This window comes from Asaia sp. W19 (assembly GCF_003994335.1).
Taxonomy (GTDB): Bacteria; Pseudomonadota; Alphaproteobacteria; order Acetobacterales; family Acetobacteraceae; genus Asaia.
This window is the reverse complement of sequence record NZ_PNQZ01000019.1, coordinates 38,641-62,726: the sequence shown is the minus strand read 5'-3', so window position 1 is coordinate 62,726 and position 24,086 is coordinate 38,641. Positions and strand designations below refer to the sequence as shown.

25 protein-coding genes and 2 tRNA genes are annotated in these 24,086 nt (G+C 62.4%); 19 read left to right on the top strand and 8 right to left on the bottom strand.

What is annotated here, in order from left to right; translation table 11 throughout:
• Positions 1-78 precede the first annotated feature (78 nt).
• The 4 genes from C0V97_RS04545 (at position 79) to C0V97_RS04530 (ending at position 2,606) form a co-directional block, all read left to right on the top strand.
• Positions 79-501, top strand: coding sequence for a cytidine deaminase (locus C0V97_RS04545; protein ID WP_158625339.1), 423 nt, complete (start codon positions 79-81; stop codon positions 499-501).
• Positions 498-1,274: a serine protease gene (locus tag C0V97_RS04540; protein WP_233581969.1), complete on the top strand. Its 777-nt coding sequence runs from the start codon at positions 498-500 to the stop codon at positions 1,272-1,274. The genes C0V97_RS04545 and C0V97_RS04540 overlap by 4 nt, the downstream gene beginning before the upstream one ends.
• 80 nt (positions 1,275-1,354) lie before the next feature.
• On the top strand, positions 1,355-1,759 hold the full coding sequence (locus C0V97_RS04535) for a response regulator (protein WP_127101134.1): 405 nt from the start codon (positions 1,355-1,357) through the stop codon (positions 1,757-1,759).
• A gap of 142 nt (positions 1,760-1,901) precedes the next feature.
• Entirely contained in the window at positions 1,902-2,606 is a 705-nt protein-coding gene (locus C0V97_RS04530; RefSeq protein ID WP_158625338.1) for an SDR family NAD(P)-dependent oxidoreductase, read from the top strand.
• Positions 2,607-2,630: 24 nt separating this feature from the next.
• Here the strand turns inward: C0V97_RS04530 and C0V97_RS04525 are convergent.
• The 3 genes from C0V97_RS04525 to C0V97_RS04515 all read right to left on the bottom strand — a co-directional run bounded on the left by C0V97_RS04525 (position 2,631) and on the right by C0V97_RS04515 (position 3,342).
• Positions 2,631-2,707 (bottom strand) — tRNA-Arg (locus C0V97_RS04525).
• A 32-nt stretch (positions 2,708-2,739) separates the two neighbouring features.
• Positions 2,740-2,816, bottom strand: a tRNA-Arg gene (locus tag C0V97_RS04520).
• Between the two features lie 64 nt (positions 2,817-2,880).
• Positions 2,881-3,342: a hypothetical protein gene (locus C0V97_RS04515; RefSeq protein ID WP_233581968.1), complete on the bottom strand. Its 462-nt coding sequence runs from the start codon at positions 3,340-3,342 to the stop codon at positions 2,881-2,883.
• A gap of 134 nt (positions 3,343-3,476) precedes the next feature.
• On the opposite strand from C0V97_RS04515, the gene guaA reads away from it, so the two are divergent.
• Positions 3,477-5,072 carry a glutamine-hydrolyzing GMP synthase gene (guaA, locus tag C0V97_RS04510; protein ID WP_127101130.1) on the top strand — a complete coding sequence of 532 codons (1,596 nt, stop codon included), beginning with the start codon at positions 3,477-3,479 and terminating at the stop codon, positions 5,070-5,072.
• Positions 5,073-5,352: 280 nt separating this feature from the next.
• On the opposite strand, the gene C0V97_RS04505 is transcribed toward guaA, so the two are convergent.
• Positions 5,353-6,180: an SDR family oxidoreductase gene (locus tag C0V97_RS04505; protein ID WP_127101128.1), complete on the bottom strand. Its 828-nt coding sequence runs from the start codon at positions 6,178-6,180 to the stop codon at positions 5,353-5,355.
• Positions 6,181-6,613: 433 nt separating this feature from the next.
• Positions 6,614-7,447, bottom strand: a complete 834-nt coding sequence (locus tag C0V97_RS04500; RefSeq protein ID WP_127101126.1) for an SDR family oxidoreductase — start codon at positions 7,445-7,447, stop codon at positions 6,614-6,616.
• Positions 7,448-7,583: 136 nt separating this feature from the next.
• Here C0V97_RS04500 and C0V97_RS04495 point away from each other — a divergent pair, with 136 nt between their 5' ends.
• Positions 7,584-8,480: a LysR family transcriptional regulator gene (locus tag C0V97_RS04495; protein WP_127101124.1), complete on the top strand. Its 897-nt coding sequence runs from the start codon at positions 7,584-7,586 to the stop codon at positions 8,478-8,480.
• Positions 8,481-8,648: 168 nt separating this feature from the next.
• Positions 8,649-9,008, top strand: coding sequence for an ArsC family reductase (locus C0V97_RS04490; protein ID WP_127101122.1), 360 nt, complete (start codon positions 8,649-8,651; stop codon positions 9,006-9,008).
• Positions 9,009-9,037: 29 nt separating this feature from the next.
• On the opposite strand, the gene C0V97_RS04485 is transcribed toward C0V97_RS04490, so the two are convergent.
• Positions 9,038-9,601 (bottom strand): HNH endonuclease, encoded by a 564-nt coding sequence (locus C0V97_RS04485; RefSeq protein WP_025885762.1) that lies wholly within the window; start codon positions 9,599-9,601, stop codon positions 9,038-9,040.
• A 138-nt stretch (positions 9,602-9,739) separates the two neighbouring features.
• Here C0V97_RS04485 and gluQRS point away from each other — a divergent pair, with 138 nt between their 5' ends.
• Entirely contained in the window at positions 9,740-10,603 is an 864-nt protein-coding gene (gene gluQRS / locus C0V97_RS04480) for a tRNA glutamyl-Q(34) synthetase GluQRS (RefSeq protein WP_127101120.1), read from the top strand.
• A 102-nt stretch (positions 10,604-10,705) separates the two neighbouring features.
• On the opposite strand, the gene argH is transcribed toward gluQRS, so the two are convergent.
• Positions 10,706-12,187, bottom strand: a complete 1,482-nt coding sequence (argH, locus tag C0V97_RS04475) for an argininosuccinate lyase (protein WP_127101118.1) — start codon at positions 12,185-12,187, stop codon at positions 10,706-10,708.
• Positions 12,188-12,247: 60 nt separating this feature from the next.
• Between argH and C0V97_RS04470 the strand changes: the two genes are divergently transcribed.
• The 9 genes from C0V97_RS04470 to C0V97_RS04430 all read left to right on the top strand — a co-directional run bounded on the left by C0V97_RS04470 (position 12,248) and on the right by C0V97_RS04430 (position 20,724).
• Complete coding sequence (locus C0V97_RS04470) at positions 12,248-13,021, top strand: N-formylglutamate amidohydrolase (protein ID WP_127101116.1); 774 nt, start codon at positions 12,248-12,250, stop codon at positions 13,019-13,021.
• Entirely contained in the window at positions 12,958-13,905 is a 948-nt protein-coding gene (locus tag C0V97_RS04465) for a shikimate dehydrogenase (protein ID WP_233581967.1), read from the top strand. The genes C0V97_RS04470 and C0V97_RS04465 overlap by 64 nt, the downstream gene beginning before the upstream one ends.
• 2 nt (positions 13,906-13,907) lie before the next feature.
• The gene (gene coaE, locus C0V97_RS04460) at positions 13,908-14,501 is read left to right on the top strand and encodes a dephospho-CoA kinase (protein ID WP_127101112.1); all 594 of its coding nucleotides are present in this window, start codon (positions 13,908-13,910) and stop codon (positions 14,499-14,501) included.
• Positions 14,498-15,175: a DNA polymerase III subunit epsilon gene (gene dnaQ, locus C0V97_RS04455; protein WP_127101110.1), complete on the top strand. Its 678-nt coding sequence runs from the start codon at positions 14,498-14,500 to the stop codon at positions 15,173-15,175. The genes coaE and dnaQ overlap by 4 nt, the downstream gene beginning before the upstream one ends.
• A complete protein-coding gene (locus tag C0V97_RS04450) occupies positions 15,172-16,083 on the top strand; it encodes a glycosyltransferase family 9 protein (protein WP_127101108.1) in 912 nt (303 codons plus the stop codon). The genes dnaQ and C0V97_RS04450 overlap by 4 nt, the downstream gene beginning before the upstream one ends.
• A 116-nt stretch (positions 16,084-16,199) precedes the next feature.
• Positions 16,200-17,219, top strand: a complete 1,020-nt coding sequence (locus C0V97_RS04445; protein WP_127101495.1) for a glycosyltransferase — start codon at positions 16,200-16,202, stop codon at positions 17,217-17,219.
• A 3-nt stretch (positions 17,220-17,222) separates the two neighbouring features.
• Positions 17,223-18,971 carry an asparagine synthase (glutamine-hydrolyzing) gene (gene asnB, locus C0V97_RS04440; protein ID WP_127101106.1) on the top strand — a complete coding sequence of 583 codons (1,749 nt, stop codon included), beginning with the start codon at positions 17,223-17,225 and terminating at the stop codon, positions 18,969-18,971.
• A gap of 13 nt (positions 18,972-18,984) precedes the next feature.
• Positions 18,985-20,304, top strand: coding sequence for a dihydroorotase (locus tag C0V97_RS04435; RefSeq protein WP_127101104.1), 1,320 nt, complete (start codon positions 18,985-18,987; stop codon positions 20,302-20,304).
• A gap of 48 nt (positions 20,305-20,352) precedes the next feature.
• Complete coding sequence (locus tag C0V97_RS04430) at positions 20,353-20,724, top strand: hypothetical protein (protein WP_127101102.1); 372 nt, start codon at positions 20,353-20,355, stop codon at positions 20,722-20,724.
• A gap of 144 nt (positions 20,725-20,868) precedes the next feature.
• Here C0V97_RS04430 and bla read toward each other — a convergent pair whose 3' ends face one another.
• Positions 20,869-21,852, bottom strand: coding sequence for a class A beta-lactamase (gene bla, locus C0V97_RS04425; RefSeq protein WP_233581966.1), 984 nt, complete (start codon positions 21,850-21,852; stop codon positions 20,869-20,871).
• A gap of 148 nt (positions 21,853-22,000) precedes the next feature.
• Here bla and C0V97_RS04420 point away from each other — a divergent pair, with 148 nt between their 5' ends.
• Both C0V97_RS04420 and C0V97_RS04415 read left to right on the top strand, forming a co-directional pair.
• Entirely contained in the window at positions 22,001-22,693 is a 693-nt protein-coding gene (locus C0V97_RS04420; RefSeq protein ID WP_158625337.1) for a tetratricopeptide repeat protein, read from the top strand.
• Positions 22,693-24,084 (top strand): PQQ-binding-like beta-propeller repeat protein, encoded by a 1,392-nt coding sequence (locus C0V97_RS04415; protein WP_127101098.1) that lies wholly within the window; start codon positions 22,693-22,695, stop codon positions 24,082-24,084. The genes C0V97_RS04420 and C0V97_RS04415 overlap by 1 nt, the downstream gene beginning before the upstream one ends.
• Positions 24,085-24,086: the final 2 nt, after the last annotated feature.

Here is a 24,086-nt window from a genome sequence, read left to right as displayed (position 1 = left end):
TGGCGTGTCATGCTGGACAGACTACAAGGGCAATCTGCAGCTTCCAAGCTGGGATTGCGAAGCGAGGAGGGATATTTGATGACCGGGGATCTGATCGAGGCGGCCCTCGCTGCCAGGCTGCGCGCCTATGCGCCCTATTCGCGGTTTCAGGTAGGGGCGGCACTCCTCTGCGAGGGGGTGATCCATGCAGGTTGCAACGTCGAGAACGCCGCCTATCCACAGGGCAACTGCGCCGAGGCGAGCGCCATTGCCGCGATGGTAATGGCGGGTGGGCGCCGCATCGAGGAGATCGTGATCGTGGGATCGGGTGAGGCCCCGTGCACGCCATGTGGCGGGTGCCGTCAGCGCCTGAGGGAGTTTGGCGCGCCGGAATTGCCCGTCAGGATTATCAATACGGAGGGGAAGCTGGTTCTGGACACAACTCTCGAGGCACTTTTGCCCTGGTCATTCGGGCCGGACCATCTTTCGGCGGGAAACACCGGCGAAGAACCTGGCGCATGATAACGGGATCAGAGTTTTCGCCTGCTGCCCCGTCGCGCCGTCTTCGGCGTCTGATGCGGATCGGCATGATGCTCGCTCTGGGTACCCCCTTGCCCTACGAGTGTGTCTCGGCACGCCCCTCGGCTGCCGCATTGCCCGGTGTGGGGCAGGGCGCGCGCCACGCGATCGATGTTGGCCATATGCCGTGGCGTATACTGGGGCGGGTGCAGACTGAACTGGGCGCACGATGCACAGGCTTCATGGTCGCACCCTCTGTGATCATGACGGCAGCACATTGCCTGTGGCGGGATGAAGCCGCCAATTTCGTTCAGCCTTCGAGCGTGCATTTCATGCTTGGCTACGACACGGGTTCTTGGCGCGCGACGGCCCGGGCGGTCCGGTTCATCATCGCACCCGCTTACGATCCGTTCCATCCCCTGCGAACGAGCCAGGCCGACCATGCTACGCTGATCCTGGATCATCCACTGGTAGCGTCGGGTGAGATCCTTCCCATGGTGACGCCTGCGCCTGGCATGAACGCGATGTTGGCGGGGTACCAGCAGGACAGGAAAGAGTTGGCCATTGGCGATACGCAGTGCCACGTGGTGAAGGTGCGCGGGCAGCTGATCGATCATGATTGTGCCGCAACGCGTGGCGCAAGTGGCGCTCCGTTGTTGGTGCAGAAGGATGGGCGCTGGGGAGTGGCGGGTATCGATGTGCTTGCCCATGACGGCCAGGGCGGCACCGCGGTCGGTTTCGCCAGCGAACAGAATCCTGACGAAACTGTTAGATAGAAGTAACAAGGTCCTGAACGAACTGTAAGGCATTGGCGCCGTTGATGTAGCTCAATGCTCTTTCGGGAGAGACGGGGACCATGTGCGCAGATTTATCGTTCGGTACCGCTCGCTCTGGCGAGCATCATGCAGCGCCAACCGTTCTCGTTGTTGAAGATCAGGTTCTGCTGCGTCTTTACGTATCCGATATGATCGAACAGGCCGGCTACACGGTCATTTCTGCCGAGGACGCCGATGAGGCGCTCAGCATGATCAGCCTCAATCCGCAGATCCAGATTGTCTTCTCCGATTTCGAGATGCCGAGTGCGATGACCGGCTTGGAACTGGGTCATCATCTCTCACGCACGCGGCCCGATATGGGCTTTGTACTGACGTCAGGGCGGCAAATGCCCGGGAGTACCTTGCTCCCGCCCCGCAGCCTTTTCGTCGCCAAACCCTTTCTCGAAAGTGATGTCTGCGCCGCCTTGGCGCATTGCATTCACTGACCTCATCAATACTCTCCCCTAACGATCCCCAATAAAAACAAGAAGATGGGATTGCACCATGGATACGACCGATCAGGGTCGCGGACCCAACGGGCGTATCCCGTTAGGGTCTGTGCCTCGCTCTCTCCGGCCGAGGCCAGCCGTGTTGATCACTGGCGGAAGCCACGGCGTTGGCCGAGCTGTTACCCTCCGTTTTGCCCAGGCGGGCCACCCTGTGATCCTGACCTACAGGGGGGATCCGGTCCAGGCGCAGGCACTCGCCTGCGGAATCGCGCAACGGCAGGGACGCGCTCTGGCGCTTCCTCTTGATATACGCGACCATACCGAGATCGCTGCCGTGTTCCAGAAAAGCGCCGTCGTCTTCGGCCCTATCGGTGTGGTGGTCAACACGACTGGCATCTCCTGCATAGCCGTCCCGCTCACAGCAGTCGAACCACAGGAAATCGAGACGGTCATCGACACGAATATCCTAGGCACGGTGCTCGTCAGCGCTCAGGCGGTGCGTCACATGGCGCTTTCAGCCGGGGGCAACGGGGGTGTGATCATCAATATCTCGGCTGTTCCCGTGCGATCGAAAGGGATGTCCCTTCATGTGCCCCAGGCAACTTCGGTCGGCGCTGTCGAGGCTCTCACGAGGTCCCTGTCCGACGAGGTCGCACCGGATGGCATACGGGTCGTGGCGGTAGCCCCGGCACTGGAAGGGCACAGGGAATGCGTGGGCCCTACCGCGAACAGATCATGCGGGGCCGGAGTTATCACAGCGGAGGATATCGCAGATGCGGTGTTCTTCCTGGCCTCTGATCAGGCGCGCGCCATCACGGGTACGATACTGACAGTGTCAGGCTGATTGGTTTGTCGGCGAAGGAATGAATGGCGCACCCGAAAGGACTCGAACCTCTAACCCCCAGATTCGTAGTCTGGTGCTCTATCCAATTGAGCTACGGGTGCGTGGTGATCACTTGAGCGATCACGATATATACTGGCGCACCCGAAAGGACTCGAACCTCTAACCCCCAGATTCGTAGTCTGGTGCTCTATCCAATTGAGCTACGGGTGCGTCGTGGGGCGGGTTCTACTGCGAGTTTCCCGACCCTGCAAGAGGGAAAAAGAATTTTTTTCAATCAATGATTTGGACGTGTCATGACGATATGGGCGCGGCAGGTGGGAGCCCCGTAAATGCCGCCAATGGCATTCCCGACCGGATAGCCGTTGAACACGATGCTATAGGTTTTACCCTGTGCGTCCTTTAGGTCGAGCTGGGCATGATAATGGTGTGGGTCCGTGCCCCGCACGCCCTTGAGCACCAGCGCGTTATCTCCCGGTGTGAAGCTGATGACTCTGGTGCCGATCTGAAGGGTCGAATCAGTGGTCGTCGGACAACTTCCCTCATCGGCCACAAGCGCTCCGGTCCAGAGCCCGATGGGATCCTTGCTTGGAGGGGCAGGCGGGGAGCAAGCGGTCAGGCTGGCGCTGAGCCCCAGGAGAGCCAGGCATGCTGTCCTTATGCCGGAGCCACACCGCATATTTGCTTCAGAAGCCAGGCGAACCCTCGCGGAGGCGGTGAGGAGGGGGAGGAAGGGCATGATTCTCTCGTCCGGGTGAAGAAATGGTGACATTTAGCGGGGGGCAAATGCGTGCTTTGGGATGACGATGCCCTGCGAACATCCTATACGATGCCCACAGAACTTGCCCATGCACGACGTGTTGAAAGAGCGCCATGACTGAAACCGCCCCGCAGAACGCCGATAACCTCGACCTTCAGCTTCACGAGGATCGTATCCTGATCCTCGATTTCGGCAGTCAGGTCACGCAGCTCATTGCGCGTCGGGTGCGCGAGAGCGGCGTCTATTGCGAAATCTGGCCATTCACCGCAACGGAAGAGAAGATCCGTGGTTTCCATCCGCGCGGTATCATCCTTTCCGGTAGCCCGGCCAGCGTGCATGACGACAATGCGCCGCAGATCCCTGAGATCGTCTTTGATCTCAACGTACCCGTGCTTGGCATCTGCTATGGCCAGCAGGCCATGTGTGCGCGTCTTGGTGGCAAGGTCGAAACCCATGAGCATCGCGAGTTCGGCCGCGCCCATATCGAAATCGCCGAAGATTGCGCATTGTTCCGTGGGGCCTGGTCGCGCGGGCATCGCGAGCAGGTCTGGATGAGCCATGGCGATCGCGTTACGGCACTTCCCCCCGGCTTCCGCGCCGTGGCCTGGTCGGAAGGCGCGCCGTTTGCGATCATCGCCGATGAAGGGCGTCGTCTCTATGGGGTGCAGTTCCACCCTGAGGTCGTGCATACACCGCATGGCGCAGCCCTGATCAAGAACTTCACCCATGATGTGGCCGGGTGCAAAGGCACATGGACCATGGCCGGGTTCCGCGACCTCGAGATTGCCCGCATTCGCGAGCAGGTCGGGTCGGGCCGCGTGATCTGTGGTCTCTCGGGCGGTGTGGATTCTTCTGTTGCGGCCAAACTGATTCATGATGCCATTGGCGATCAGCTCACCTGCATCTTCGTCGATCCGGGTATTCTGCGGGCGGGCGAAGCTGATGAAGTCGTCAAAACCTTCCGTGGCCGCTTCAATATCAGCCTCGTCCATCGCGATGCGTCGGATCTGTTCCTGAATGCTCTTGCTGGGGTGACGGACCCGGAGGTGAAGCGCAAGACCATCGGGCGCCTGTTCATCGAAGTGTTCGAGGAAGAAGCGACGAAGCTGGGTGGGGCGCAATTCCTTGCCCAGGGCACACTTTATCCGGATGTGATCGAGTCTGTCAGCTTCACCGGCGGGCCTTCTGTCACCATCAAGTCGCACCACAATGTCGGTGGTTTGCCCGACCGTATGAACATGGAATTGGTCGAGCCGCTGCGCGAATTGTTCAAGGACGAGGTGCGTGCGCTCGGTCGTGAGCTTGGAATTCCCGAGGCCATTGTCGGGCGTCATCCTTTCCCCGGACCGGGGCTGGCCATTCGTATTCCGGGTGCGATTGACAGGGAGAAGCTCGATCTGCTGCGCAAGGTAGATTCGATCTATCTTGAAGAGATCCGCAATGCCGGGCTCTACGATGCCATCTGGCAGGCTTTTGCCGTATTGCTGCCGGTTCGCACCGTCGGCGTGATGGGCGATGGCCGCACCTATGACCAGGCCTGCGCGCTGCGCGCCGTCACCAGCACGGATGGCATGACGGCTGAGGTCTACCCCTTCGATTTCGGTTTCCTGAACCGCGTGGCGGGACGCATCGTCAACGAGGTGCGCGGCATCAACCGCGTGACCTACGACATCACGTCCAAGCCGCCGGGTACGATCGAGTGGGAATGATTCTCCCGGTTTCGAACACCTGATTAGAGGGCCTTGTTGGCGTGGGCGGGGTTGACGACCCACGCCGTTCGGGAGTTCTGCCCTCCCGACACGTCAAGACATGGCCTGGCAGGCTCGGCCCACAGAGAGCCAAGATTGGCACGACCCTGTGATGTGCTCCCGGTATCGATACAGTCGCGCCGACAGGACGTGGCTTGACCACGTCGCGAAGACCGGAATCACCGGCGAGGCATTTTCAAACGAAGGCAGATTTCCCTTTTCCGGGCGGGTATCCGCCTTGTCAGGTCCGATCCCACTCCTTGCACCAATGAACGGCGGTCGTGCCGCCATCGATCAGGAAATCACTCCCGGTGATGAAGCGTCCATCGGGGCTCATGATGAGCGCCGCGAGCGTGGCAATTTCGTCGGGTGTGCCTGCGCGCCCGGAAAGTGAGCTCTCGATCATGCTGCGATAGCTGGCGCCTCTCGGGCCACGCAATTCGTCATTTGCCAATGGTGTGATGACGATGCCCGGACTGATGGCATTGACCCGTGCGCCGCGCTTGCCCCAGTCCATGGCCTGAGCCCGTACCCGCAAGCCATTGGCGCGCTTGGAGAGTTGATAGGCATGCAGCGTGTCGCGTACAGCGTCTGGCTGCAGAAAGGGCAGATCCAGCAATGCATCCACGGGCGTCACGGCCAGTTCGCGGTCCTGCTCAGGGGTGAGCGCGCCCATTCGGTGGCCGGATTGTGACGAAATGACGAGGGCGGCGCCATCGCCTGCCATCACCTTGCCAAAGCATTCGAGAACGAGCGCCGTCCCGTAGAGATCGATTTTGAGAATCGTCTCGACGGAGGCCTGGGAAGGCGAGACACCGGCAGCCTGTATGAGACCGGTGATCGGCCCCAGCGCTTGGGCCTCCTTTGCCAGCGCCTCGACCGAGCGGCGAGACGCGATATCCACGTTGGTGGTACGCACATCGTAGCCCGCATCTGCGAGGGTTTTCGCTGCGGCTTCGGCATTGCCAGGCGTCACATCGGCAATGAGCAGGATCTTGCCAGCGCTTATGCGCCGCGCAACGGCCTGACCGATCGAGCCAGCACCGATGAGAACGATGACATCAGACATTGAGGTTTCTCCTTTCTTCGTTGACACAGTGTGTTGTTGAGACCTCCCGGGTCGAATGGATTGGAGACCGGGGAGGGTGTTCTGGCGAACTCAGGCATCGTCTTTGAGAGGCTGGCTTTGGCGGTCAGGGAATAAGGTCGGCCCGCCCGGGAAGAAGGTGGCGACATACGGTCCTGTCATGGGTTCACTTTCGGGCATGACAGGCTGCACCACCCCTTGCCGTCAACGGGGATTGCGCTCCCAGATCCATGGGCTCGGAGTAATGCATGAGTCACGCGCAGCAAGGAAGGGTGGGCCCTCCCAGCTCCGGTGAAGTGCCTCGATAGGGAGCCATTGCGCGTGTGAGGCGGCGTGACGCATTGCCAGTCCCGCTCGATAACCGCTGATAGGATGAACCGGTTTTGGCACGCGGTCCGGCGCGCATGGGGACGGACTAACTCGGCGCGGGGAGCCGCCCGGCACGCATGGCTGCGATTACGCCGCCATCAATAAGAAGATCGCTCCCCGTGATAAATCCGGCATCCGGTCCAAGCAGGAAGCTTGCGGCGATCGCAATTTCATCCGGGGGCGCCATGCGTTTGGCTGGTGACGCTTCAACCATGGCGCGATAGACAGGACCGATCTCGGAGGCGAGTTCATGCGCTGCGAGTGGTGTGACGACGATGCCGGGGCTGATGGCGTTGACGCGCGCAGCTTTCTCACCCCAACGGACCGCCTCGGCCTGGACTCGCAGATAATTCGCGCGCTTGGCGACCATATAGGCGATCATGCTATTTGGGATCGCCTCTGGTTGAAGGAACGGCAAGGCGAGCAATTCATCCGCTGGTGTCGAGGCGAGTTGCTTTTCCTGGTCTTCAGGCAATGGGCGTATCATGTGACCTGCCATGCTCGATATGATCAGCCCCGCGCCCCCTGGTGCGATCACGGCGCCGAACGCCTCGAAAACGAGCGCCGATCCGTAGAGATCGACCTCGAGCACAGTCTGCGCCGGGGCCATATTGGGCGATAGCCCCGCCGTGTTGATGACCTGCATGACCCGGCCGAGCTCCTGTGCTCTGCGAGCCAGCGCCTGCACTGAAGCGCGAGATGTCACGTCCACGTCTTGTGTGACGACATCATAGCTCGCCTCACGAAGGCGCATCGCGGCAGCCTCGAGCGTTTGCACGTTTCTGTCGGCGAGCAGAAGCGTCTTGCCGACACCCTGGCGCCGGGCGATGGCTTCACCGATACCGCCTGCGCCGATGATCACGACTAGGTCTCTCGTCATACTCAATCTCCGCTCTCTGCACCTCTCGCGGGGGGTGAATTCGCCACGGAGGTCATTCGGGAAGACAGATATAGCCGCAGGTGATTTTATAAATTAGACGCTGTATTCTGCATGGGCTTATCATCAGGGTTAATCAATGAGACGTGAAGAGCTGAGCGATCTGGTGGTGTTCCTTGCTGTTGCCGAGGCACGCAGCTTCACGCGGGCAGCGGCCCTTCTGGGCGCATCCCAGTCCGCAATCAGCCAGATCGTCCGTCGGCTCGAAGCCGGGATGGGTGTCAAGCTGCTGACCCGCAATACGCGCAATGTCGCGCCGACCGAAGCGGGAGAGCAATTGCTGGCAACGCTGCGTCCCGCTCTCAACGACATCGACGCCCAGCTCTCGCGCCTGAGTGCGCTGAGGGAGAAACCTTCCGGCACAGTGCGCGTCACCTCCAGCCGTCATGCAGCAGAGACCATACTTTGGCCCACTGTGGGGCGTTTGCTTGAAGCCTATCCCGAACTGGTGATCGAGATCTCCATCGACAGCCAGTTGACCGATATAATCACTGATCGTTTCGACGCAGGCATCAGGCTCGGCGAGCAGGTCGCAAAGGACATGATCGCCGTGCCGATCAGCCCGGAACTGCGCATGGCTGTCGTCGGCTCACCCGATTATCTGGCTGCCCGAGGCGTCCCCGCGACCCCCCATGATCTTACGGGACATGCCTGTATCAATATCCGTATGCAGACACGTGGCGGCCTTTATGCATGGGAGTTCGGCCGCGACGGGCGCGATCTCAAGGTGCGTGTTGAAGGGCCGCTCATCCTCAATGACGTGCCGATGATCCTGCATGCTGCGACACAGGGCGTGGGCCTTGCCTGCGTTCTGGAAGATCAGGCCCTGGCCCTTCTGGCATCGGGGCGGCTCGTACGGGTTCTGCAAGACTGGTGCCCCCCGTTTTCGGGCTATCATCTCTATTATCCCGATCGCCGGGAGCTACCCCCTGCTTTCAGGATTCTGGTCGATGCGTTGAGGTACCGGAAGCCGTGATAGGGGGCGGTGCCTTGGCGTGCTTGCGCGGAGTCGAGGGCGGTGCAGTTGCCGTGCTGCGCTCAATGCGGATGATGATCGATTGGTTGGCGCAGTTACCGTGACCCGCAGTCCGGCCCGGCATGGGCAGGGTCGAGCTCATCGGGAAAGTTGGGAAAGGAGACGCTCATGGAAAATCAGCCGGTATTATACGGAATCACCACCTGCGACACGGTGCGCAAGGCACGGCGTTGGCTTGAGGGAGAGGGGATTGCCTATCGCTATCACGACCTGCGGAAGGACGGATTAAGTGCGGATGATCTTGCCGTCTGGATGCGTTCTGTCGGATGGGAGGCGCTGCTCAATCGGGCCGGGACGACCTTCCGCAAGCTGCCCGATGCCGAGAAGCAGATCGCCAATGAAGCACAGGCCTTGGCTGTGATGCTGGCCCATCCCACCGTGATCAAACGGCCGGTTCTGGTGCAGGGAGAGAGGGTGACGCTCGGCTTCAAGCTCCCTGTCTACGAGGCCCTCTTCGCGCAAGGCTAAATGCAACACGAACGCGGGTGTAAAAAGGGTCAGCCTTCGAGTTCGCTGTCCCAATACAGATAATCCCGCCAGCTTTCATGCAGGTAGTTCGGCGGGAAACTGCGTCCGTTCTCCTGCAGGCGTCGCGTCGAGGGCTGGACCGGGCGAATACGGGGATGCATGCCGATTTCGGAAGGCAGTTTGGAGCCCTTGATGAGATTGCAGGGGCTGCAGGCTGTCACGACATTCTCCCAAGTGGTGCGCCCCCCCTTGGCGCGTGGGATAACGTGATCGAAGGTCAGCTCATGCGTCGGCAATCGATCATGGCAATACTGGCATGAAAAATTATCGCGCAGGAAGACGTTGAACCTTGTGAAGGCAGGACGTCGTGCCGTCGGGATGTATTCCTTCAGCGCAATGACGCTCGGCACGCGCATCACGCAGCTGGGCGAATGCACCTCGATATCGTCATATTCGCTCAAGACCGAGACGCGGTCGAGAAAAACGGCCTTGACGCTTTCCTGCCAGGACCATAGCGACAGCGGGAAGTATGAAAGCGGACGAAAATCCGCGTTCAGCACAAGGGCGGGGAAATGCTGGGCGCTGGCAAGCATCGATCGCATCCTCTTTTACAGGGCGGCACGATCGGATTATCTCAAGCGCGACGGGAAACCAGCGCCTATAGATACGCGCCGTCTGTCTGATAGCGCTGACTATTTCAGCTTTCCGTGAACAGGGCAAGCGAAGGTTTGATGACAGGATTTCGCACACGTTTCGCCCCGAGCCCGACGGGATATCTGCATTTGGGGCACGTGGCTTCTGCCAGCTACGCGCGCGCCATGGCGGGCCCTGAAGGATCGTTCCTGATTCGTATTGAGGATATCGACCCGCAGCGCTGCCTGCCGCGTTTCGAGCAGGCCTTGCGCGAAGACCTCGACTGGCTCGGGTTTGCGAGCGCGCTTCCCGTGCGACGTCAGTCTGATGATCTGGAGACCTATCGGTCCGAACTTGCGCGGTTGCACACCATGGGGCTCGTCTACCGCTGTGCCTGTTCGCGCGCGCAGGTGCAGGCGGGCACGAAGGGGCGGGCTCCCGACGGGAGCGCGGTTTATGGTGGGAGTTGCCGCACGGCGCGTATAGGGGCTGATACGCCCCATGTTTGGCGGCTCAATATGCAGCGGGCACTCGCTGCCATCGGGCACGCACCGGGCTGGGAGGAATGGTCGCCTCATGGCAGGCGTGCTGTTTCCAGCCGGGCTGCCGAATTTGGCGATGTGGTTCTGGGTCGCCGCGACAACGGCGTATCCTACCATCTCTGCGTCACGGTGGACGATGCACGCCAGAAAATCACCCTCGTGACACGCGGGGCGGACCTGTTCGAGGCGAGTTCGGTCCATCGTGTGTTGCAGACGCTGCTGGGATATGAGGCGCCGCTCTATGCCCATCATGGCTTGATTTGCGATGAGTCGGGCCAGAAGCTCTCGAAGCGCGATGGGGCGGAGAGCCTGCGTGCCCTGCGCGACAAAGGGTATGACGCACGCCAGATCATGGTTCTGGCGCGCGCCTCCTTGTCAGATGCGCCCGTTATTCCGGTGGGTAGGAATGTGGATAGGTGATCTTGCTGGCTGGGCCAGGGGCATGGGGGGCGCCCTTCTTGCCGCAGGCTGTCAGCATGACGCACGCGATAAGGCTCAGTGAAAGCAATTGCGCTGTGATTTTCACGCGTTTTTCTCCTCGAGGCGTGCGAGCCAGAGTTGTGCAGCCTTGGTGACGTTGGCAGGCGCCGTGCCGCCTTCGCTGGTGCGGGATGCGAGCGAGGATTCGACGGTCAGGACGTCGAAGATCGTGGCATCGATCTGCGGCTCGACGCCCTGCATCTCCTCAAGCGTCAGATCGGCGAGATCGCAGTTCTTCGCTTCCGCCATGCCGACCAGACGCCCGGTGACGTGATGCGCCGTGCGGAAGGGCAGGCGCGGCACACGCACCAACCAGTCGGCCAGATCGGTCGCGGTCGCAAATCCTGCCCCGGCCAGAGCGCGCATCTTGTCGGTATTGGCCGTCATGTCCCGGATCATCCCGTCCATGGCCGCGAGGGACAAGGTTGCGGCTTCGGTCGCGTCGAATACCGGTTCCTTGTCTTCCTGGGTGTCCTTGGCATAGGCCAGAGGCAGGCCTTTCATGACCATGAGCAGCCCCATGAAATCACCGGTAATGCGCCCGACCTTCGCGCGCACAAGTTCGGCAGCATCGGGATTCTTCTTCTGCGGCATGATGGAGGAACCGGTCGTGAAGCCATCGGAAAGCCGCACGAAGCTGAACGGTGCGGAGCACCACAGAACGAGCTCTTCGGACAGGCGCGACAGGTGCATGCCGAGCAGGGAAAGCGCAGAAAGATATTCGAGCGCGAAGTCGCGATCGGAAACCGCGTCGAGAGAATTGGCCGTCGGGCGGTCGAAACCAAGGGCGTTCGCCGTGAAGCGGCGGTCGATTGGAAAGGATGTGCCGGCCAGCGCGGCCGAGCCGAGCGGGCACTCATTGAGCCGCGCGCGGGCATCGCGCAGACGGTCGCGATCGCGTGACAGCATCTCGACATAGGCCAGAAGATGGTGCCCGAAGGTCACTGGCTGGGCCACCTGCAAATGGGTAAAACCCGGCATGGCATCTGAGGCGTGTTCGAGCGCGCGCGTAGCGAGGGAACGCATGAGGGCGGTGATTTGCCCGCTGATCCCGTCAATGGCGTCGCGCACCCAGAGGCGGAAATCGGTCGCAACCTGGTCATTGCGCGAGCGCGCCGTGTGCAGGCGCTTGCCTGCCTCCCCGATGCGTTCCGACAGACGTGCCTCGATATTCATGTGAATATCTTCGAGGTCCTGCGAGAAGGTGAAGGCGCCGGCCTCGATGTCGCGCGCGATGCCATGCAGACCGTCGCGGATTTCCTTCTCTTCCGACATGGTCAGCAAACCGACGCGTGCGAGCATGGCCGCATGGGCCAGAGAACCACGGATGTCCTGACGCCACAGCTTTTGGTCGAAATCGATCGAGGCATTGATATCCGCCATGATGGCCGCAGGTCCGGCCGCAAAGCGCCCGCCCCATTGCGGGTTCGCCAGACGGGCCTCGCCGTGAGTATTCGTCTCACCACTGGCGGAGGGGAGCTGGGGCGCGGTCGGTCGATCTGTCTCGGTCACGGGGTTGTCCATGGCGTAGGGATTATGGTCAAGAAGGGGTAACCTAGTCAGTCAGCATGGTGCGCGCAATTCATGAGCGGGTTTCCTCCTCTTCTCGGCCCAGACGATCCTGCTCCCTTCAGGATCACGAAGGCGACATCGGACTCGCCTTTCCTTCTCGTCAGCGACCACGCCGGGCGCGCCGTCCCGCAAAGCCTGGGACGGCTCGGTGTTGCCGAGAGCGATTGGGGGCGCCATATCGCCTGGGATATCGGCATCCATGGCGTGGGGGTAGCGCTTCAGGCCCTGCTGGGCGCTGATCTGGTCGAGCAGGTCTATTCCCGCCTCGTCATCGACAGCAACCGGGCGCCGGGCCACCCGACCTCGATTCCGGCCATCTCCGATCACACACCGATCGACGGGAATGCCAATCTCTCGGTGGCGTGTCGTGCGCGCCGCGAGAGCGAGATCCTGCATCCTTATCACGACCAGATCGCGGCCCTGCTGGCCGCCAGAACCCGGCCCACTGCGCTGATTGCCCTGCACAGCTTTACCCCACGCATGAACGGGGCGGAACGGCCCTGGCATGTCGGGATTCTGCATCATCGCGACACGCGCTCAGCCGGAATCATGCTCGATCTGCTGCGCGGCGAGGGCGATCTCTGCGTCGGGGATAATGAGCCCTATGTGCTGACCGCCACATCGGATTATACCGTGCCCTATCATGCGGAACGGGGCGGACTGCCCTATCTGGAAATCGAGATCCGTCAGGATCTGATCGAGAACGAGGCAGGGCAGAACTCTTGGGCACAGAGACTGGCGCGGCTATTGCCGCTTTACTGGAACGCCATCTCAACGGCGAAATGAGCCTCGATCAGGCCAGGGCCGCGCTCGACGCTTTGTTCACGAAGGATCTGTACCCGCAGGGGCGGCCCGTCCTCGCCGCCGTGACGGGTTGGCCGCTCACCTATACGCGCTCGCCGATCCTGCATAATGGCTGGTGCGCGCAATACGGGATCAACGGGTTCTATCTGCGCCTGCCTCTCAAGCCCGAGGATTTCGAGCGCGGTGTGCGAGCGCTTCAGGCGCTTGGGTTTGCAGGGCTCAATGTCACCATTCCGCACAAGGAAGCCGCCTATGCGCTGGTGGATCGCCACACCCATGACGCGCGGCGCGCCGGGGCGGTGAACACGCTTGTGTTCGAAGAGGACGGGGCGATCGAGGGCGGCTGTACGGACGGTATCGGCTATCTCGATTCCCTCCGTGAAGCGGGGGTGACCTTGCCACGTCGCGCGCTGGTTCTGGGGGCAGGCGGGGCCGCCCGTGCCGTATGCGCCGCCCTGCTCGATGCAGGTTGTCGCGTGACGCTCGCCAACCGTACGAAAGCGCGCGCCGAGGCTTTGAGTGCCGCGCTGGGCGGTGGCCATGTGATCGACTGGAAGGACTGGCCCGAGCATCTGGCAGAGGCCGAGCTGCTGACGAACACCACATCGCTCGGCATGACGGGGCAGAATGTCTTTGACTGGGCGGGGAGCCTGACGAAGGCTGCGGGATCGTTGGTTGTGTCCGATATCGTCTATGTCCCGCTCGAAACACCGCTCCTCGCCGCGGCGCAGGCACGCGGTCTCGCGACGGTGGACGGACTCGGCATGCTTATCCATCAGGCCCGTCCCGGTTTCGAGGCCTGGTTTGGGCGTCGGCCCGAGGTCACGCCGGGCCTGCGTGCGCGTCTGATCGAGACTCTGGACTGATCATGCGTGTTCTGGGGCTTACCGGAGGTATGGGGGCGGGCAAGACCACGGTAGCGCGTTTCCTGCGCCGCGCTGGCTGGTCGGTCTTTGATGCCGATGCGGCGGTCCATGTCCTGCAGGCGCGTGGCGGTGAGGCGGTTCCAGCGATCGCGCGCCGCTGGCCCGACTGCGTGCGGAACGGAGCTGTGGATCGGAGTGCCCTTCGTCAGGCCGTCATCGGCCAGCCTGCCGAGATTGTGACGCTGGAGGCGATCATCCATCCTCTGGTGCGCCGGGCACGCCGCGTTTTTCTGGGGCAGATGCGTCGCCGCAGCGTGGCCATCTGCGTGCTCGATATTCCGCTCCTCTTCGAGACAGGGGCGGATCGCGACTGCGATGCGGTTATCGTGGTCACGGCCCCGCTCGATATCAGGCTGCGCCGGATCATGAAGCGGCGCTCTCTGACTGAGCCACAGGCCCGCGCCCTGCTCGCGCGCCAGATGAGCGATAGCGAGCGTAACAGGCGCGCCGATATCCTGTTGCGCAATGGCCTCTCTCGCGGCCATACCGCGCGGCAGATGAAACGCCTGATTGCCAGAATGGAGAACCCGGCATGAAACGCTCGATCCTGTTCGATACGGAAACGACGGGGCTCGATCCGGCGACGGGGGACCGTGTAATCGAGATTGCAGCGCTCGAGTTGATCGACGATTTGCCGACGGGCGAGACTTTTCACGTGCTGATCAACCCGGAGCGCGATGTCCCCCCCGAGGCGAGCCGCGTGCATGGTTTTACGCTCGATGATCTGCTCGACAAGCCGAAATTCGCCGAGATCGCCGACGCATTCCTGGCCTTCATCGGTCAGGACGAAATGATCGCCCATAACGCGCCCTTCGATTTCGGCTTCATCAACGCTGAGCTGAAAGCGTGCGGCAAGCCGATCCTTGAGCGTTCGCGCATGGTCGACACGCTCGAAATGGCCAAGAAGCGCTATCCGGGACTGCCCAATTCGCTCGATGCCCTGTGCCGTCGCCACGATATCGATCTTTCGGCGCGTACCACCCATAACGCGCTGCTCGACTGTAAATTATTGTCCGAAGTCTATCTCGAACTCATGGGCGGCCGTCAGCGCGGGCTGGGCCTCGCCGTATCAGGCAGCGGAGGGGGTGTCGCCACCTACCGCGCCAATCCCGACCGTGTGCCCCGGCCGATGGCCCCCCCCGATGACGAGACCCGCGCAGCGCATGAGGCGTTCGTATCCGGGCTCAAGGAGCCGATCTGGCTGCAATGAAGCGTATCCTGTTCATCACCGCTAACCGTCTGGGCGATGCGGTCATCTCTTCGGGTGTGCTGGCGGAACTCATGCGCCGTCACCCCAGGGCGCGCATCACCGTGGCATGCGGACCCGTAGCGGCCTCCTATTTCGAGCCATGTCCCGCAGTCGAGCGGGTGATCGTGGTCGACAAGAAGCCGTTCGATCTGCATTGGGCGGGGCTCTGGTGGACATGTGCGCGGCGTTTCTGGGATCTGGTCATCGATCTGCGCGGATCGGGGGTGTCGTTTTTCCTCCCGGCATTACGCCGACGCATCCTCCGCGGCGGTCGCCGGCCGGGCGCGCGTATCGGGCATCTGGCCGAGGCCTTTCCCGATCCAGTCACGTTGATGCCTGAGGTCTGGTGCCGCCCCGAACAGGAAACCCTCGCGGCGGAAATCCTGCCCGCATCCCGGACCTATGCGGCCCTCGCACCCACAGCCAACTGGGAGGGCAAGATCTGGCCATCTGCCCATTTCGTCGAGATAGGGCGCAGGATGCAGGCGAGAGGCCTCGTGCCGGTGGTCTTTTACGGCCCCGGAGAAGCCGAAAAAGCACTTGCTTTGCCTGTTATTGAGGCGCTGGGACACGAAAACGGGGTGGTGCTCGATATGGGCGGCCAGACCAGCCTCGGTCTGGTTGCGGCGTTGCTGAAGCGCTGCGCGGTGTTTGTGGGCAATGATTCCGGGTTGATGCATCTTTCCGCTGCCGCCGGTGTGCCCACTCTTGGCCTGTTCGGCCCGAGCCGCGCTTCCGAATATGCACCGACCGGGAAGGCGGCCCATTTCGTGGCTGCGCCCGGCCCCGAGGGGGAGGCACCCATTGCGGGGCTCCCGGTCGAGACCGTCTGGCACGAGGCTTGTAAGCTGATGCTGGATGAAGGATGAACACGGTCATGGGTCACGTCTCGTTCGATATGCCATCGTCTCCTGCCTCACTCTCTGACGCTGGGGCTCGGTGCTTGGCCCCTGAGAGTCTCCCCCCTTTGCGCCTGGCGCATGTGATGGCCGGCGCGCCGAGTGGCGGCGCCGAGCTCTTCTATGAGCGGCTCTGTATGGCGCAACATGAGGCTGGGCATGAGGTGCTGGCGCTTCTGCGCCGTGATCCGGGACGGGAGTCCCGGTTGCAGGCGCGAGGGGTCGCAACAAGAGCGCTCCGTTTTGGCGGCAGGCTCGATCTGCTGACCACGCCGCGCCTGAAGCACCATCTGGCATCGTTCAGACCGGATATTGCCGTCGCCTGGATGAGCCGCGCGGCCCGCATGATGCCCAAGGGGGACTGGCCGGTGGCCGGGAGGCTGGGCGGCTATTATGACCTCTCCAACTACAGGCGCTGCACCGATCTGATCGGGAATACGCGCGGACTGGCGCGCTGGATGGTCGGGCAGGGCTGGCCCGAGCACCATGTGCATTATCTGCCCAATTTTGCGCATGATCTGGCCGATATCGCACCGGAACGGCCGTCATGCGTGCCCGACGGCCAACCCTTCATTCTCGCTCTTGGCCGGTTGCATCGGAACAAGGCGTTCGATGTGCTGATACGCGCCATGACGAGTCTGCCTGGCGTGCATCTTGTGATCGCCGGGGAAGGGCCGGAGCGCGAGGCTTTGACGGCTCTTGCCCGGGGGGAAGGGGTCAGCGCCCGGGTGCATATGCCCGGGTGGGTGCAGGAGAGCGGGGCGTGGTTGAAAGCGAGCGACCTGCTTGTCTGCCCGTCGCGCATCGAGCCTCTGGGCAATGTCGTCATCGAGGCGCTCTCGGCAAGCCGTCCCGTTGTGGCAAGCGCCATACAGGGGCCGCAAGAAATCCTGTCCGGCACGCAGGATGGTCTGCTCGCCGAGGTAGAGAATCCGGCCTCCTTCGCACAGGCTATAGGGCGGGTGCTCGGTAGTGCCGCGCTCGCGGCTAAGCTGTCACAGAACGGGCGCGCACGCTTCGAGCGTGAATTCTCCGCTCCGACGGTTCTGGCGCGCTGGGATGCGTTTTTGCGGCAGGCTGCCTCAGGGCGCGGCAAGGAGAGTTGAGCCATGTGCGGCATTGCAGGAATGGCTTGTCTTCCCGGCTATCATCCCGATCCGGTCGTTCTGCACCGTCTTGCCGGGGCACTGGCGCATCGCGGCAAGGATGGAGAAGGGTTCCATGAGACGGGCAATGCCGCCCTGGTGCATCGTCGCCTCTCCATCATCGATCTGGAAGGGGGCGCGCAGCCCCTGATCCAGGGGGATCTGGCGCTGGTGGCGAATGGCGAGATCTATAATGACCCCGCCCTGCGCGACAGGTTGCACGATGCGCCGTTCAAGACAGGCAGCGATTGCGAGTCCCCGCTTTTTCTATGGCCCGAATGCGGGGCAGGATACGGGTTCGAGTTGCGGGGCATGTATGCCATTGCCCTTCTCGACAATACGGGCCCCGACACGGTCCTTGCGCTCAGCCGTGATCCGTTCGGGATCAAGCCGCTCTATTATGCCGAAACCGGACAAGGGGTGGTCTTCGCTTCCGAACCGCAAGCGATTCTCGCGACCGGGCTCGTGGCGCGCAGCATCCGTCCGCTGGCACGCGATCAGCTGCTTCAGGCACAGTTCGTGGCCGGGCGCGAGACGATCTTTCCGGGCATCATGCGCGTCCTTCCCGGTGAGACGCTGCGTTTCGTCAATGGCAGGCTCGATCATGCGAGGAAACTGCCTGCGCGCCATGGCCGGATAGACAGGGATCTGACGGAGGCCGAGGCGCTTGCGCGGCTCGACGCGGCTCTGATGGACAGCGTACAGGCCCATGAGCGGGCGGACGTGCCTTTTGGCATGTTCCTCTCCGGCGGGATCGACAGCACGGCCGTGCTCGCTGCCATGACGCGTCTGGGCAATGGCGCGCCTCTGGCCTGGACCGCGCGTTTCGATGCGGGTGAGATCGATGAAAGCGCGCAGGCCGCCAGCATGGCCCGATCGCTCGGGGCGCAGCATCATATCCTGACGGTCACGGAGACAATGGTTTGGGACCATCTGCCGCAGATCGTGGCCTGTCTGGACGATCCGGTAGCCGATTACGCGGTTATCCCGAGCTGGTTTCTGGCACGTGAGGCCCGAAAGGACGTGACAGTGATCCTGAGCGGCGAGGGAGGGGACGAACTGTTTGGCGGATATGGTCGCTACCGTCGCGCCATGCGGCCCTGGTGGCGTGGCGGGCGTCTGCCGTGGCGCCGTGGCATGATGGATGGTCTGTGCACCCTGCCCACGGGCAAGGCCTGGCGTCAGGGTTTTTATCCCCGCCCTGACGAGACCAGGCTGCGCGCGGTGCAGGGGCTCGATCTCGACGAATGGCTGCCCAACGATCTGCTGATCAAGCTTGATCGCTGTCTGATGGCGCATTCGATTGAGGGGCGTACGCCCCTGCTCGATCCGGTGGTGTGCGCGCTGGCCTGGTCATTGCCCGATGACCTCAAGATACGGGGCGGGCATGGCAAATATCTGCTGCGTCGTTGGGTTGAGGCCCATGTACCGGGGGCCGAACCCTTTGCGCCCAAACAGGGATTCACAGTGCCCGTCGGGCAATGGATCGCCGCGCAATCAAAGCGTCTGGCGCCATTGGTGGCGTCGAGCCCCGCTTTCGCCGGGGTCATCGCGCCTGAGACGATCAAGACCATTATCGAGAGGGCAGGAGAGCGCCGCGCGCGCCATGCCGCCTGGGCTTTGCTCTTCTATGCCCTCTGGCACCGCCTTCACGTCGAGACTGGCCCGTCAGGGGGGGATGTGTTCGAGACACTTGCCTCTGCCGTGCCCTGAGAAGGAGAACACCATGCATTATGATCTGATCATCAAAGGGGGCACCTGCGTCTTTCCCTGGGGAGAGGCGCAGGCCGATCTGGGCGTGACGGATGGGCGTATCGCGAGTCTTGCCGTCGGCACGGGGGACAGTGCGACGCAGGTAGTCGATGCCAAGGGCCTGCATGTGCTGCCGGGCATGATCGATTCCCATGTCCATCTGCGCGATCCCGGCAATGCGGCCATCGAATCCATCGCCACAGGCACGCGCGCCGCGGCTCTGGGCGGGATCACGATGGTGTTCGACATGCCCAACACCTCGCCCTCCATCACCTCTGCCGAAACCATCGCTGACAAGCGTCGTACGGTGGCGGAAAACGCGCTGATCGATATGGGTCTGTATGTTGGCGCGACGCGCGCCAACACGCCGGGACTCGCAGCCCTGGAACAGGAAGAGGGGATCTGTGCGATCAAGGTCTTTGCCGGGTCTTCGACGGGCGATCTGATGATCGAGGACGATGAGGGCATCGAGGCGGTCCTGCGCAGCGGTCATCGCCGCGTCGCTTTCCACTCGGAAGACGAATACCGCCTTCAGGCGCGCAAGCCGCTTTTCGAGACAGGTATGCCTCACGTGAACCATATGATCTGGCGTGATGAGGAATGCGCATTCCTCGGCACGCGCCGCATCACCGCGCTGGCACGCAAGACGGGACGCCCGGTGCATATCCTGCATACCTCGACCGCCGAGGAGCTGGAATGGCTCGCTGCTCATCGTTCCCATGTCAGCGTCGAGGTGCTGGTCAATCATCTCACCCAGATCGGCCCGGAATGCTATGAGACACTGGGCGCCTATGCCGTGATGAACCCGCCCATCCGGGATCGCCGTCACTATGACGCGTGCTGGGAGGCCGTGCGCGACGGGCGCGTGGATGTCGTTTCCTCCGATCATGCGCCGCATCCGCGCGAGGCAAAGGAAAAGCCCTGGCCGCAATGTCCGGCCGGACTGACGGGTGTGCAGACCATCCTGCCGCTCATGCTCGACCATGTGAATGCGGGCAGGCTGAGCCTCAGCCGTCTGGTGGACCTCATGGCAGCCGGACCCGCCCGGATCTACGGCTTGCTGACGAAGGGGCGTCTGGCAGTTGGCTTCGATGCAGACTTCACCCTCGTCGATCTGAAGGCGCAACGCGCAATCCGGAATGACTGGATTGCGAGCCCCGTGGGGTGGACGCCTTTCGACGGCAAGCAGGTCACGGGCTGGCCGATGGCCACCATCGTGCGCGGCCATGTGGTGATGCGCGATGATGCGATCGTCTCGGCACCGATCGGGCGTCTGGCCCGATTTGCGCCGTAATTATCGCGCACTCCCCCACACTCCTTCTCTCCAGCAGATCGCCTGATCATGAATCGCATCGCTCTCACGCTTCTCACGACCGCCTGCCTTGCCGGTGGGTCTACTCTGTCTTCGGCTCATGCCGACCCACGCGCCAAATGCGGGCAGGAGCCGAGCGCGCCGTCGATCGCGGCGACCGATACGGCGCATTACAATGCGAGCGTGGACAAGTTCCAGGCCTATGAAAAGGAGGCCCGCGCCTATAATAGCTGCGTCGCTGCGGCGGCCCAGAAGGAAGAGCAGGCGATCAGCGAAGATGCGCGCGATCGCATCGCCAAGATCCATGCTGTCAGTACCGGTGTTCAGCAGCGCATTGCCGCCAATTTCAGCCATCTTTCGGCTGAACTGACGGCAGCAGGCAAGAAGCTCGCCAAGCACTGAGAAACGTCGTCCTGCGTTCATGCAGGGCCGTAAAGTCTTCATGCCAGGGATGGGCTCGTGCCCATCCCTTTTTCTATGGCGGTCCTGCGAGGTTCGGACCTTCCCCAATGCGGAGGGCGCAGCACGAGCCTCTTGTTTGCAGGATCAGGCGATCAGCCGCGGTGCAAGGGCGCCGAGCTCATGGAACACGTTCCTGAAGCGTGTCTCGTCAGGTGTCCCGCCAGCCGTATAGACGGCGATGATCAAGGATTTGCCGATGCCTGGGTCCGGTGCCGCGAAAGCGATATCGGCGGCAATATCCTGGCCGTTATTGCCTGTCTTGTCGCCGGAGATCCAGTGGGGTGGCAGGCCTGCGCGCAGGCGATGGGTCCCTGTGTTGCAACTGATCATCCAGTTCCGCAGAAGTGCCGCCGAATTCGGGTGGAGCAACGTTCCGTGCACAAGGCGATGCAATGTGCGCGCCATGGCGACAGGGCTGGTCGTGTTGGCGGCCGCATCGGCCGAGGGCCGGTTCAGCTCCGGCTCGTAGGCATCGAGACGGGTAATCTCGTCTCCGCTCTCGCGCCAGAAATGGGTGAGGGCAGCGGGGCCGCCGATGTGACGAAGCAGCATGTTGGCGCACACATTATCGCTGGCGGTCACGGCTCCGGCGCAGAGCGCAGCAAGACTTAGACTGCCCGCATCACGGTTTTTGCGGGCTACTGGGGCCCAGGCAGAGGCGGTGAAATCGCTGTCGAGGAAGGGGAGGTGGGTGGTGAGCTCATCTTCATCGCGGTCGCATCGGGCCAGCACGCAGGCCACCAGCGAGGCCTTGAAGCTGCTGCACATCAGAAAGCGCTCATTGCCGCGCCATGTCAGGGCAGCCCCGGTTTCCGGGCAGAAGATATGGACCCCCAGTCGGCCTCCACATCCCTTTTCGTAGCCTGTCGCGATCATGCCCAGAGCCTGCTGGGCATCGAGAGAATGATCGGGAATCAGGGTCGTCGTACCCGCAAGTCTGGTGGCGGGCTGGGTCTTGGCCGAAGGGGGGGTGGCGAGGGCAAGCGTGGCTCGGGAAGCGACCCCGATCAGGGGCAAGCCGAGGATAAGCCGTCGTCTCACCATTGAAAAAGCGGGATCAGGATGCATGAAAGGGCCTCGTGTAACTGCAAAGATGCTCTTCTGACGCTCGGTTGTGTCTGAAGTTTGTCCGGTCCATGTCCGAAATGACAAAGCGATTTGCCGCATGGTCCCGGCGTCTGTATGGTTGGAAAGATAGTGTCGCAAGAGGATGACGGTGGCAGACGAGTTTTTCAGTCAGGCCCAGGCGGAAATGCGTGCAGCTGAGATGCGCGCAACCGCCCGGCGTTTCGGGGGTGTAGCGGCTGGCGTGGCGATTATCGCCCTGATCGGTGTCGGCGGGTGGCAGTGGCAGATCCATCGTCATCATCAGGCTCAGGCCGAGGCATCGGGGCGTTATTACACGGCCATGGAGGCCCTACAGGCCCCGCAGCCCGATGCCGCCAAGCGTACCCAGGTCGAAAAGACACAGGAAGCTGTCCTGGCCGATCTTGCAGCGAAGGCCCCGGGTGCGACGCGTGAATTTGCCGCCATCAGGCTTGCCCAGCTCAAAGCCCAGGCGGGCGATCTCGCGGGGGCGCGCAAGGTCTGGCAGGGTGTCATCGACACGAAGGACGCCAACCCGGCCTTTACAGCGCTGGCTCGCCTGCTGCTGCTCAATAGCCATATCGACGATAGTGACACGACCGAAACTCGCAAGGGCTTCGAGCTTCTGGCCGCCAATCCCGGCCCCTGGCGCGCTTTTGCGCAAGAAGGTCTGGCCGCTCTCGACCTGCGCGCGGATGCCACGCCTAAGCAGCACGAGGAGGCACGCAGCCTTCTGACCGGGCTTGCCCAGTCTCCTGACGCGCCTGACGGTGTCCGCCAGCGCGCTTCCATCCTTCTACAAACATTCGGCGGAGCCGGTTGATGCCCACGACCCCCAAGAACTCCCTGCGTCAGCCGGGGCGCCGTTTCTTCCTCGGTTCGACACTGGCGGGAACGGCACTGCTGACCGGGTGCGGCATCTTCAAGGATGAACCCAAGCAAATTCTTGCCGGCAAGCGCTACGACGTGCTGTCTACGGGCGCGGGGCTGGTGATCGATGAGGAAGACCACACCCCGATCAACTTCCCGGCCGCGCAGAACGTCGTCTCCTGGCCGATGGTGGGGCGTGTGCCCGATCATATGGGCGTCAATGCCAGCTGGGCCGGTCCGCAACTCGCCTGGTCGCGTTCGATCGGTCACGGTATTTCGGAACCCGCCTTTCTGCATTTCGTGGCACTCGGACCAAATGGTCGTGGCGCCATTCAGTCCCCACCCGTGATTGATGGTGGTCGTATCTATACCCGCGACGGCGTGGGGACGGTGCGCGCGTGGACCTGGCCCGCCATGAGCGCGCTCTGGACCTTCATCCCCAAGGGCAGCAAGATGCGCTCGAGCGATCTTGGCGGCGGCATGGGGCTGTCGGGCGATACGCTTTATATCGTCGACGGTGTTGGCCAGGTGATCGCGGTTGGCGCCGAGACCGGCAAGGTCAAGTGGCGTTCCGAGACAGTCGTGCCCGGACGCTCGGCTCCGACCATCGTGGATGGGCGCGTGTTCTTCGGGACCATTGATGAGCGGCTTTTTGCCCTTAATGCCGAGACAGGCGAGCAGATCTGGACCTATCAGGCGACTGAGGCCGACACGGTCATGTTCGGCCAGTCCGCTCCTGCCGTTGCCAATGGCGTGGTGGTGGCCGGTTTCGGCAGTGGCGATCTCGTCGCCCTGCGGGCAGAATCGGGCGAACTGGTCTGGAGCGACAGTCTTGGTGGGTCCAACGGCCGTGGCGCCATGCTCGATCTGGCCTGCGTGCGTGGCGCGCCGGTCATCAAGGATGGCACCGCCTACGCCGTCTCCCTCTCAAAGGTCCTGGTGGCGATCGACATGCGCTCTGGACGCCGTCTGTGGGAGCGTGAAGCAAGCGGGCAGAATACGCCGCTGATCGTCGGTGACTGGCTCTATGTCATCTCGTCCGATCAGCAGCTCGCCTGTGTGGACCGTCTCTCGGGCCATGTGCGCTGGATTCATGACCTGCGCCGCTTCAAGAACGAGACGAAGCAGAAATACGCCGTGACCTGGTTCGGGCCGGTCATGGCTGATGGCAAGCTCGTCTGCGTGTCCTCGCTCGAGGAAAACGGTCTGCAGGTGATCGACGCTGTGACGGGCAAGGCCACCGCTCCGCTCAAGACCAAGAAACCGACCCTGGTCGAACCCATCATCTGTGACGGCAAGGTTCTTGTGCTGTCCACGGATGGCAATCTGAACGCATATGGTTGATC

What these genes read in the sequence shown, in the direction of transcription:
- C0V97_RS04505 (WP_127101128.1), bottom strand. Translation starts at nt 6,180, where the DNA reads ATGTCTGATGTCATCGTTCTCATCGGTGCTGGCTCGATCGGTCAGGCC.
- C0V97_RS04495 (WP_127101124.1), top strand. Translation starts at nt 7,584, where the DNA reads ATGAGACGTGAAGAGCTGAGCGATCTGGTGGTGTTCCTTGCTGTTGCC.
- asnB (WP_127101106.1), top strand. Translation starts at nt 17,223, where the DNA reads ATGTGCGGCATTGCAGGAATGGCTTGTCTTCCCGGCTATCATCCCGAT.
- C0V97_RS04540 (WP_233581969.1), top strand. Translation starts at nt 498, where the DNA reads ATGATAACGGGATCAGAGTTTTCGCCTGCTGCCCCGTCGCGCCGTCTT.
- C0V97_RS04535 (WP_127101134.1), top strand. Translation starts at nt 1,355, where the DNA reads ATGTGCGCAGATTTATCGTTCGGTACCGCTCGCTCTGGCGAGCATCAT.
- C0V97_RS04470 (WP_127101116.1), top strand. Translation starts at nt 12,248, where the DNA reads ATGAGCGGGTTTCCTCCTCTTCTCGGCCCAGACGATCCTGCTCCCTTC.
- C0V97_RS04430 (WP_127101102.1), top strand. Translation starts at nt 20,353, where the DNA reads ATGAATCGCATCGCTCTCACGCTTCTCACGACCGCCTGCCTTGCCGGT.
- C0V97_RS04435 (WP_127101104.1), top strand. Translation starts at nt 18,985, where the DNA reads ATGCATTATGATCTGATCATCAAAGGGGGCACCTGCGTCTTTCCCTGG.
- gluQRS (WP_127101120.1), top strand. Translation starts at nt 9,740, where the DNA reads ATGACAGGATTTCGCACACGTTTCGCCCCGAGCCCGACGGGATATCTG.
- C0V97_RS04485 (WP_025885762.1), bottom strand. Translation starts at nt 9,601, where the DNA reads ATGCTTGCCAGCGCCCAGCATTTCCCCGCCCTTGTGCTGAACGCGGAT.
- C0V97_RS04515 (WP_233581968.1), bottom strand. Translation starts at nt 3,342, where the DNA reads ATGCCCTTCCTCCCCCTCCTCACCGCCTCCGCGAGGGTTCGCCTGGCT.
- C0V97_RS04490 (WP_127101122.1), top strand. Translation starts at nt 8,649, where the DNA reads ATGGAAAATCAGCCGGTATTATACGGAATCACCACCTGCGACACGGTG.
- bla (WP_233581966.1), bottom strand. Translation starts at nt 21,852, where the DNA reads ATGCATCCTGATCCCGCTTTTTCAATGGTGAGACGACGGCTTATCCTC.
- C0V97_RS04450 (WP_127101108.1), top strand. Translation starts at nt 15,172, where the DNA reads ATGAAGCGTATCCTGTTCATCACCGCTAACCGTCTGGGCGATGCGGTC.
- guaA (WP_127101130.1), top strand. Translation starts at nt 3,477, where the DNA reads ATGACTGAAACCGCCCCGCAGAACGCCGATAACCTCGACCTTCAGCTT.
- dnaQ (WP_127101110.1), top strand. Translation starts at nt 14,498, where the DNA reads ATGAAACGCTCGATCCTGTTCGATACGGAAACGACGGGGCTCGATCCG.
- argH (WP_127101118.1), bottom strand. Translation starts at nt 12,187, where the DNA reads ATGGACAACCCCGTGACCGAGACAGATCGACCGACCGCGCCCCAGCTC.
- C0V97_RS04445 (WP_127101495.1), top strand. Translation starts at nt 16,200, where the DNA reads ATGGCCGGCGCGCCGAGTGGCGGCGCCGAGCTCTTCTATGAGCGGCTC.
- C0V97_RS04545 (WP_158625339.1), top strand. Translation starts at nt 79, where the DNA reads ATGACCGGGGATCTGATCGAGGCGGCCCTCGCTGCCAGGCTGCGCGCC.
- C0V97_RS04500 (WP_127101126.1), bottom strand. Translation starts at nt 7,447, where the DNA reads ATGACGAGAGACCTAGTCGTGATCATCGGCGCAGGCGGTATCGGTGAA.
- C0V97_RS04415 (WP_127101098.1), top strand. Translation starts at nt 22,693, where the DNA reads ATGCCCACGACCCCCAAGAACTCCCTGCGTCAGCCGGGGCGCCGTTTC.
- coaE (WP_127101112.1), top strand. Translation starts at nt 13,908, where the DNA reads ATGCGTGTTCTGGGGCTTACCGGAGGTATGGGGGCGGGCAAGACCACG.